The 8,674-nt window shown below is 66.5% G+C and carries 9 protein-coding genes; 3 read left to right on the top strand and 6 right to left on the bottom strand.

The features are described 5' to 3' along the window. Positions 1–19 precede the first annotated feature (19 nt). Entirely contained in the window at positions 20–631 is a 612-nt protein-coding gene (locus tag ACFWWQ_RS25085; RefSeq protein ID WP_384600233.1) for a DUF6879 family protein, read from the bottom strand. Then, positions 624–893, bottom strand: a complete 270-nt coding sequence (locus ACFWWQ_RS25090; protein ID WP_384600269.1) for a hypothetical protein — start codon at positions 891–893, stop codon at positions 624–626. Before ACFWWQ_RS25090 ends, ACFWWQ_RS25085 begins: the two co-directional genes overlap by 8 nt. 263 nt (positions 894–1,156) lie before the next feature. Between ACFWWQ_RS25090 and ACFWWQ_RS25095 the strand changes: the two genes are divergently transcribed. Beyond that, positions 1,157–3,283 carry a tetratricopeptide repeat protein gene (locus tag ACFWWQ_RS25095; RefSeq protein WP_384600236.1) on the top strand — a complete coding sequence of 709 codons (2,127 nt, stop codon included), beginning with the start codon at positions 1,157–1,159 and terminating at the stop codon, positions 3,281–3,283. Between the two features lie 205 nt (positions 3,284–3,488). Here ACFWWQ_RS25095 and ACFWWQ_RS25100 read toward each other — a convergent pair whose 3' ends face one another. After that, positions 3,489–4,376 carry a LysR family transcriptional regulator gene (locus tag ACFWWQ_RS25100; RefSeq protein WP_384600239.1) on the bottom strand — a complete coding sequence of 296 codons (888 nt, stop codon included), beginning with the start codon at positions 4,374–4,376 and terminating at the stop codon, positions 3,489–3,491. A gap of 195 nt (positions 4,377–4,571) precedes the next feature. Between ACFWWQ_RS25100 and ACFWWQ_RS25105 the strand changes: the two genes are divergently transcribed. Beyond that, the gene (locus ACFWWQ_RS25105) at positions 4,572–4,961 is read left to right on the top strand and encodes a VOC family protein (protein WP_384600242.1); all 390 of its coding nucleotides are present in this window, start codon (positions 4,572–4,574) and stop codon (positions 4,959–4,961) included. A 47-nt stretch (positions 4,962–5,008) separates the two neighbouring features. Here the strand turns inward: ACFWWQ_RS25105 and ACFWWQ_RS25110 are convergent, their stop codons facing one another. The 3 genes from ACFWWQ_RS25110 to ACFWWQ_RS25120 all read right to left on the bottom strand — a co-directional run bounded on the left by ACFWWQ_RS25110 (position 5,009) and on the right by ACFWWQ_RS25120 (position 6,996). Continuing rightward, positions 5,009–5,317, bottom strand: coding sequence for an SHOCT domain-containing protein (locus ACFWWQ_RS25110; RefSeq protein WP_384600272.1), 309 nt, complete (start codon positions 5,315–5,317; stop codon positions 5,009–5,011). 184 nt (positions 5,318–5,501) lie between these two features. Further along, the gene (locus ACFWWQ_RS25115; protein WP_384600245.1) at positions 5,502–6,002 is read right to left on the bottom strand and encodes a hypothetical protein; all 501 of its coding nucleotides are present in this window, start codon (positions 6,000–6,002) and stop codon (positions 5,502–5,504) included. Positions 6,003–6,129: 127 nt separating this feature from the next. Beyond that, complete coding sequence (locus tag ACFWWQ_RS25120) at positions 6,130–6,996, bottom strand: oxaloacetate decarboxylase (protein WP_384600247.1); 867 nt, start codon at positions 6,994–6,996, stop codon at positions 6,130–6,132. Between the two features lie 443 nt (positions 6,997–7,439). Between ACFWWQ_RS25120 and serC the strand changes: the two genes are divergently transcribed. Further along, positions 7,440–8,558, top strand: coding sequence for a phosphoserine transaminase (serC, locus tag ACFWWQ_RS25125; RefSeq protein ID WP_384600250.1), 1,119 nt, complete (start codon positions 7,440–7,442; stop codon positions 8,556–8,558). Positions 8,559–8,674: the final 116 nt, after the last annotated feature.

Raw genomic sequence — 8,674 nt, forward strand, 5'->3', positions numbered from 1 at the left:
CGAGACCGGAAACGCTCGTTCAATGGGTTGTCGCCGGAGGTTCGAGTGGAGCAATCTCCCGGTTGAAGAACGTCATGAAATCTTCACCGCGAGAATAAAGAGCATCGAACCCCGAGGAAGTTTCCCCGACGGCACCCTTATCCGCGATTCGATTGGCCCCCGCGGCGTTCCCGTCATCGTCGTAAACCACCTCGTACATCACCTCATCACCGAGGATGACAACCTCTGGCACAAGGTGATCGCCTTCGATGTTCGCCAGCTCGCGGGCATCGATGGCTCGAATGTTGTCGCCCAGTTCAACTCTCAGGCGCAGCACGTGCATTTCCCACTGGACGTACGGAGTGATCGGGAACTCCACGACGCGAAGCCGACGCTCCAGAATCCCGAGTTCGGCAGCCTTCTGAAACTGCGAACCGTAGATCGGGCGTTTCTCTTCGATCAGAGGAAGTGCCCTACCCCAGTCTCCGATAACGAAGGACTCCCAACTCGGAAATCCGCGCTCCTTGAAATTCTGCCCACGTTCGAGTTTCCGCAGGAAGCGGATTCCACCCTCGTAGTGGCGGCGAAAATCGGCGTGGTATTTCGGTCGATCCAGACGCTCTGAGGTGCTGTGCCGGAACGAATCAAACACTGGGGATGTCCGGCTTTGCTGCAACCATCATGCTTCGGGGGATGACGACGAGGCGCTCGTCTTCTCCCACTGATACACCTGCCGGAAGGCGCTTTCCGAGTGAGTCGGTAAGATCCCTGCCGATGACGGCCACGTCCCCGTTCTCAAGTTCCCAGATATCGGGGCAGTCGGGATTGTCGGTTGTGGTCCCCAGCTCTTGGGGAGACTTCCCCATTCGCCTTTTGAAACTTGTTTCCGGATCGGCTTCCCATGGCCTGGCCATAATGGCTCCTTCCCTGTCCTCTCTGGAGGCATTGAGCATAGCGGTCGACCGGAGGGCCCCGCTAGGGCAGTATTTAAGTTATCGTAGGTAAATAGACAATGGCATATGCCATCGACCTGGAGGGCCCTTGCCCATTCGGGCAAGGCACTGCCAGAATCCCGATCTTCGACGTCGGCAACTCCGCACGGATTCACCAGTCCGACATAAGCGATATAGGCCAAATTAAATCATTTAAAGCACAGTCGAGGGAGTGATGGAGACGGATGGGGGGCCATGCTGAAGACAGCGGCCGCGTCTACCAATCGACGCGTGATCAGCACATCAACGAGTACCACTATCACGGAGATGAAAACCCCGGGCTGAACGGCCCCGACTCAGTTCGACGGCCGGCCGTGGGCAGAGCACCTGTGATATTGCGCGACCGTGCCGAAGTGCTTGAGCGATTGCGGATGAGCACGGCGGACGGGGGCGGCGGCCAAGCATTTGTTCTCCACGGCATGGGGGGCTGCGGTAAGACCGCCGTCGCATATTCCTTCTTTCAGTTCGTCACGGAAGGCAGCGACCGCGTCGGCCTGTGGGTAAACGCTTCCGACCGGGCAAGCCTGCGCTCAGGAATGCTCGCCGTTGCCTCCGACCGTGGCGCCACAGATGGGGAGCTGTTGGCTGCCCGTAACGGGTTGCGTCCTGGGGCCGACCTGGTGTGGGAATACCTCAACTCCTCTGCTGAGCCGTGGTTGCTGGTGCTCGACAACGCAGATGACCCTGAGATCTTGAGGGAAGGCAGCTGGCTACGCACCAGTCCTGTCGGCATCGTCGTGGTCACCACACGCCGCGCAGCCGCTCGGTGGTGGCCGGGAGCAGAGTTGCAGCACATCGGGGTGTTACCACGCGAGGATGGCGCGCAGGTTCTGTGCGACCTGGCACCGGACAGTGGCACGCTCGATCAAGCCGCAGAGATCGCCGACCGATTAGGGCGGTTGCCGCTCGCGCTGACGCTGGCAGGTGGCTTCCTGGCGCACCAGGTGCTCGACCCCTGGACGATGGATGCCTACAGGCTCCACCTTGAGGCGGGAGAACGTGTCGAACTCATCGATCAGGGAGCTGACATCTTGTCGGATGAAGATCCACGCCACCTCGTGGGGCGTACCTGGCAACTCACGCTCGACGCATTCGAAGAACGGGGCCTGTCCGAAGCGGTGACGCTACTCCGCCTGCTGGCCCGCTTCGCTTCGGAACCGCTACCGCTATCCCTGCTGAACCAAACCGAAATCGCGAGCGTACTGCCTCGCGCTCGCACCGAATCGGCACTTCGGGCGCTACTCGACCAGTCACTTACCGAGCTGGTGGATTTCAGCGGCGTGCGGTGCGTTCAAAGCCACGGAGTTTTGCTCGACAGCGTCGCTTCCGCCACACCACCGGAATCACTTTCCAGGCTGAACTCAACGGCCACCAGATTGCTGGATGCGGCGATTCCCCAGCTGCCGGACGCCGGCCCGGAAGAGCCACGGCTGAGGCTGCTCGGCCCACATGCTGTCGCATTGCTCCGACGCGGCGTGGCGCCCGAAACCGCGGAAGACTTGGTGGGCATCGCCAACCGACTGGCCACGGCCCTGCACCGCACAGGTGACTACCTGTCCGCCTGGGAAAACTCCCGTAGCATCGTAGAGATTTCTGAGCCCGTCCTGGGACCGGAGAACCGATTGGTGTTGGCTGCGCGCTCAAGAGGCGGTCGGGGGCTGTTCCGATTGGGGAAATATGACGAAGCTCAGGCACTACTGAGGGAGGTCCGCAGCAGTCAAGAAAGACTGTTTGGCGCCTGCGCCCCGGATACGTTGGACAGCGGTCACGGCCTTCAACTGGTCTTGGGAAACCTCGGGAAGCGGGAAGAAGCTCTCGCACTGTTGCGCACCGTGATAGCGGGTCGGCAGTCGGTGCTGGGTGATGCACATCCATTAACGCTACGTTCTCAGTCCAGCCTCCTGACGATGCTTTCGGCATCCGAAATGGAAGCGGAAGATAACTCTGCACTCCTTTCCTTGCCCTTGGCTTGCGAAAGGCACCTCGGCCCGGACCACACGATTACACTGGGCGCGAAGCACAACCATTCCTGGGCGCTGTACGTACTCGGGCGCTTCAGAGAAGCCGACGAGCAGATCCAAAAGGTCGCAGAGATGTATGAGCGACGATTTGGCCCCGATTACCCCAATGCCATTTCAGCGCAACAGCTGTACGCTCGCATTCAATACAGGCTGGGCAATTTCGAAGCGGCCGTAGAGCTTATGCACGATGTGCTGGAAAAGCGATGTAACAGCCTTGGCGCTGATCATCCCTTCACGGCCGCAAGCAGGAAACTGCTGGCCGAGTTCGACAGCCGGGGAAAAGCGCTTTGACGCCGGGGCCAGGGCCTCGCCCTCCTGGCTGTTGCTGTGCGGTGTGGCCGGGGCGGCGAGGGTGATCGCTGCCGAACAGCACCGCGCCCCCTGTACGGCAGGGGCCGCACGGGGGGGGCGCCTCGACGCGTCCGCCGGCTCAGCGGTCGGACTCGCCCTCCAGGACTGGCTACAGTCCCGTTCCGGCCCGTTCCCCGCCGCACCGTCATGTGGCCGAGGGCTGGATGCCGATTCCCAGCAGTGTGAGGAAGGCGGAGGCGGCGGGCGACGGGGGGAACCGGCTCCAGACGAGGCGCTCCACCCGTACAGGCCCGTTGGTGACCGGCACAGTCCGCAGGCCGTGGAGTTCGGCGGCGAATGTCGCGGGCAGCAGGGCGATGCCCAGTCCATGGCGGACCATGGGGGCCATGAGTTCGACCCCGGACACCTCGAAGGCGACCTCGCGCCGCAGGCCCACCGCCGCGAACGCCTGGTCCGACTGGGCGCGGGCGGCGCTGCCGTCGGCGAAGTCCACGAACACCTGCTCCGCGAGGAGGCTGATGTCCACCTCGTGTCGCGTGGCCAGTGGGTGGTCCGGGGCGACCACGGCGACGTGCTGCGTGCGGGCGAGTTCCCGGTCATGGACACCTTGCGGCAGGAATCCGGGCTGTACGCCGAGCAATGCCGCGTCCAGTTGACCGTCACGCACCCGCTCGACGAGCTGCTCACTGGAACCGGCCCGCAGGCTGATCCGCACCTGGGAGTAGCGCAGGCGGTAGTCCTGTAGCACCGCAGGGAGATCCACGGCCGCCACGGCGGGGATCGATCCCACAACCAGCTTGCCACGTATCTCGCCGGTGGCCTCCGCTACGTCCGCACGAGCCCGCTCGGCCGCTTCCAGAGCCCGGCGGGCAGCGGGCAAGAACGCCTCTCCAGCCGTGGTCAGCCGCACTCGGCGGCTGTTCCGCTCGAACAGCCGGGCACCCAGTTCCTTCTCCAACCGGGCCACTTGGTGGCTGAGCGCGGACTGGACGACGTGGCACCGCTCGGCGGCGCGGGTGAAGCTCGCGGTCTCCGCCACCGCGACGACGTAACGCATCTGCTGTAGGTCCATCGATCCATGATGAAACACGATGGATATCGATGACGAGCATGTGTTGGACCGATGGATGCCTGCTCGACGATGCTGAAGACAACGGCGGACCACGGCAGTCGGCAACCAGCCACCGGCCCGGACCGGAGGGCCCGGGACCGTCGGCCCCGTCGTACCACCACCGGCGCCCGGCGCCCCGACCCAGCGGAGACACCTATGCGCGTAATCGCTTTCGACCACCTCGTCCTCACCGTCGCCGACATCGAGCGCGCACTCGGCTTCTACACCGGCCCGCTGGGGCTGGAACCGGTGCGGGTGGAGGAGTGGAAGGCCGGCAAGGCCCCCTTCCCGTCCGTGCGGGTGAGTCCCACCACCATCATCGACCTCGTCGAGGCGCCCGACGAGCGGCCGCAGGGCTCCAACGTCGACCACATCTGCTTGGTGGTCGAGCCGCTCGACTGGCAGCAGGTCATCGATTCCGGCGCCTTCACGGTGCTGGACGGTCCCGGTGAACGCTACGGCGCGCGGGGCACCGCAATCTCGCTCTATGTGCAGGACCCGGACGGCAACACTGTGGAACTGCGCTGGTACCCGCAGGACACCTGAGCGACCCCGGGCCGGCGTACGGGAGATCTCCGAGGAGCCGGACCGATTCAGGGTGCCGTCGGCCCCGGTGGTGAGCCTCGGAGGGTGGCGAGGCGTCGCTGGTATTCCTCTTCGTCGATCTCGCCGCGGGCGTATCGCTCGCCGAGGATCTGTTCGGCGCTGGACTCACGGCCGGGGGTGCCGGACGAGGGTGGGGTGCCCCAGGTGGGGTGTCCGCCGCCGGGTGGGCCGGGACGCCGGTTGAAGGCGCGGAAGAGCAGGACGGCGACGACGATGATCACTATCCAGAACAGGAAGTGACCGACCAGCATCCACGGCCATATCCACCCGCCGCCGTGTCCGTACCAGTACATCATCACGGTTCACTTCCCCATGCCGACGACTGCTTGAGGCGGGCGCCCGTAGGTGTCCTCCCTTCCATGGTCCCTCCGGCAGGCGGGGGCGGAAAGCGCCGGCGGCCCCCGGTCGGACCCGTCCGGCGGCTGCGCACGCAAGCCGCCGGCCCACACCCACCGCGCAGTGGCCGGGTGCGGGCCCGGGTCAGCGCCGCTTCGCCGCGTCCCGCCTCGACGGCCGGTCGTCGTGATCCGCGTCCCCCTCCGGATCGTCGCCCCCGGTGGCCGCGCTCTCACGCTGCCGCGGCTCGCCCTCCTCCTCCTCCCCCTCCTCCTCGTTCTCCTCGCGGGGGTCGTCGTGGGGCACCGCCTTCTGTTTGACGCCCTGTCCGTTCTCCACGCGCTGGTCGATCGCGCCGCCGCCCCCGTCGTGGTCGCTGCCGGCGGTGCCCTTGCTCAGGGGGGCCAGGATGTTGAGGGTCCGGTCGACCTCCAGCCAGGAGTCGGCGTGGGAGTTGTCGATCGTGATGAGGGAGGGGCCGTGGTGGGTCTCCACGCCGCCCGCGGGCGCGTCGGCGGCGGCCGGGGCGGCGGCCCACGGCACCCCGCAGCAGGCGCCGACCGCGACGGCGACCGCCGTACCCGCCTTATGGAGGGGACCTGTTCGCTGTGGCTTCCGCCGCCTCCGGCCCGTTGTTCTCGCCACTCTCGCCACTCTCGCCACTTCCGTTCTCCGTCCGCTCATGTTGCGCACTTCCGTTGCGGCCTCTCCGGGCACGGGCCCGGTGGGCGCGGCACAGGCCGCAGCCACCGGGCCCGGCGCCCATGGACCGTCAGACGCGGGCAGCGGTCCGGCGCGCGGGGTGATGCCGGCTGATGTTCTTCTCCAGCAATTCCGTGGAGCCCTGTACGCCGATCGCCCCGGATCCGGCGAATTCCGGCAGCCGGCCGTCGGAATTCTGAATGGATTCGAGGGCGGCGTCGATGGCCGTGTGGGCGGCGAAAAGGCAGGGGGTGCTGTAGATGGCGACCTGGCAGTCCAGGTCGGTGAGTTCGGAGAGGGAGAGGCGGGGGGATTTTCCGCCGGCGATCTGGTTGAAGAGCAGCGGTTTGTCGCCGATGACCTTACGGATGCGGCGGATCCATTCGACGCTGCGGACGCCGTCGACGAGCACCACGTCCGCGCCGGTCCCGGCGAGCGCCTCGGCGCGGCGCAGGATGTCGGACTCCTCCGTGGCGTCGGTGCGGGCGACGACCAGCATGTCCTGCCTGCTCTCCAGCACCAGGTTCAGCTTCTCCAGGTACGTGTCGAGCGGGAGCACCAGCTTGCCGTCGGCGTGCCCGCAGCGGCGCGGGCGCATCTGGTCCTCCAGGATGACGCCGGAGGCACCGCCGCGTTCCAGGCGCTGCACCACGTGGCAGGCGACTTCGGGGTCCACGTATCCGTCGTCGATGTCGACCAGCAGATGGTGGGACGGAAAGGCCAGCCGCAGCCTTTCGACGAAGGCGACCATGTCGGGCCAGGCGATGAAACCGATGTCGGGCAGGCCGTAATGCGAGGCGGCGAAGCCGAATCCGGAGACGAAGAAACCGTTGTACCGGGTCGCCGCGATGGACGCCGAGTACATGTCGTAGACGCCGATGAGCGGGGTCGTTCCGGGGGATCGGATTTCGTCGCGCAGCGCGCTTCCGTACGTCATGGGACCTCATTTCGGGGAGACGGGAATATCACCCCTCCCGGGCGTCGGTGTTCCGCGGGCACGACAATCCGCGGGCACGGCACACGACAAAGGGAGGCGTCATAGCGAAAAGGGGAAGAGCCCTCACTCCGTGCGGGGCTGTACAGAATTTTGCAAACTTTGCCGTTCGTTTGCCTTGCGACACGCGCACCGGGGCCACTGTTCCGCCCTCCTGGACGAAGCGTTCCACCCCAGGTCAGCACGGACACGCACCGCCACCCTCGACGACGGAGGGCATCCCGTCCGAGCCCTCGCCGAAACCGGCGGCACGCAGGATTCCTTGTTGTCCTTTTGCCCGTTCATTACCGAAGGGTCGGGGTCGCGCTCACCCGGCGGCGGGACGGTCCATCTCACCGGGTGGACGTGGCGCAAGGGCCGCATCGGGGACGGATTAGGCTGCCGGTGTGGCTGATATCCAGATTCCCGCTGACATCAAGCCCGCCGACGGACGCTTCGGCGCGGGCCCCTCCAAGGTACGGACGGAGGCGCTGGCCGCGCTGGCCGCCACCGGTTCCTCCCTGCTCGGCACCTCCCACCGCCAGGCCCCGGTCAAGAACCTGGTCGGTTCGGTGCGCGACGGCGTACGCGACCTGTTCCAGCTCCCCGAGGGCTACGAGGTCATCCTCGGCAACGGCGGCTCCACCGCGTTCTGGGACATCGCGACCCACGGCCTGATCGAGAACAAGTCGCAGCACCTCACCTTCGGTGAGTTCTCCTCGAAGTTCGCCAAGGCGGCCAAGCTGGCCCCGTGGCTCGCGGAGCCCACCGTCGTCGCCTCCGACCCCGGCACCCACCCCGAGCCGCACGCCGAGGCGGGCACCGACGTCTACGCGCTGACCCACAACGAGACCTCCACCGGCGTCGCCGCCCCGGTCAAGCGGGTCGCGGGCGCCGACGAGGGCGCGCTGGTCCTGGTCGACGCCACCTCCGGCGCGGGCGGTCTGCCCGTCGACATCGCCGAGTCGGACGTCTACTACTTCGCGCCGCAGAAGTCGTTCGCCTCCGACGGCGGCCTGTGGCTCGCGGTCTTCTCCCCCGCCGCGCTGGAGCGCGCCCGCGCCGTGCACGCCTCGGGCCGTCACATCCCGGAATTCTTCTCGCTGCCGACGGCGATCGACAACTCCCTCAAGAACCAGACGTACAACACCCCGGCGCTCTCCACCCTCTTCCTGCTCAACGAGCAGCTGGAGTGGATCAACGGCCAGGGCGGTCTGGAGTGGTCCACGGGCCGCACCGCCGCCTCCTCCGCCGCGCTCTACGGCTGGGCCGAGAAGTCGTCGTACGCCACCCCGTTCGTCACCGACCCGGCGAAGCGTTCGCAGGTCATCGGCACCATCGACTTCGACGACTCGGTCGACGCCGCCGCGGTCGCCAAGGCGCTGCGCACCAACGGCATCGTCGACACCGAGCCGTACCGCAAGCTCGGCCGCAACCAGCTGCGCATCGCGATGTTCCCGGCCGTCGACCCGGCGGACGTCGAGGCGCTGACGGTCTGCATCGACCACGTCATCGGCAAGCTCTGACCCACCCGGGGCGCGGCCGTACGCGGCCGGCCCCGGAGCGGTACGGCGTCGGGGCCCCCGCAGCCGCCCCAACACGGGGCCGGACGTCAGAAAAAAACAACCAACCCCACAAACTT

Origin of the sequence: Streptomyces sp. NPDC059080, assembly GCF_042739975.1 — a bacterium.
Taxonomy (GTDB): Bacteria; Actinomycetota; Actinomycetes; order Streptomycetales; family Streptomycetaceae; genus Streptomyces; species Streptomyces benahoarensis.

What these genes read in the sequence shown, in the direction of transcription:
- ACFWWQ_RS25090 (WP_384600269.1), bottom strand. Translation starts at nt 893, where the DNA reads ATGGCCAGGCCATGGGAAGCCGATCCGGAAACAAGTTTCAAAAGGCGA.
- ACFWWQ_RS25095 (WP_384600236.1), top strand. Translation starts at nt 1,157, where the DNA reads ATGGGGGGCCATGCTGAAGACAGCGGCCGCGTCTACCAATCGACGCGT.
- ACFWWQ_RS25100 (WP_384600239.1), bottom strand. Translation starts at nt 4,376, where the DNA reads ATGGACCTACAGCAGATGCGTTACGTCGTCGCGGTGGCGGAGACCGCG.
- ACFWWQ_RS25105 (WP_384600242.1), top strand. Translation starts at nt 4,572, where the DNA reads ATGCGCGTAATCGCTTTCGACCACCTCGTCCTCACCGTCGCCGACATC.
- ACFWWQ_RS25110 (WP_384600272.1), bottom strand. Translation starts at nt 5,317, where the DNA reads ATGATGTACTGGTACGGACACGGCGGCGGGTGGATATGGCCGTGGATG.
- ACFWWQ_RS25120 (WP_384600247.1), bottom strand. Translation starts at nt 6,996, where the DNA reads ATGACGTACGGAAGCGCGCTGCGCGACGAAATCCGATCCCCCGGAACG.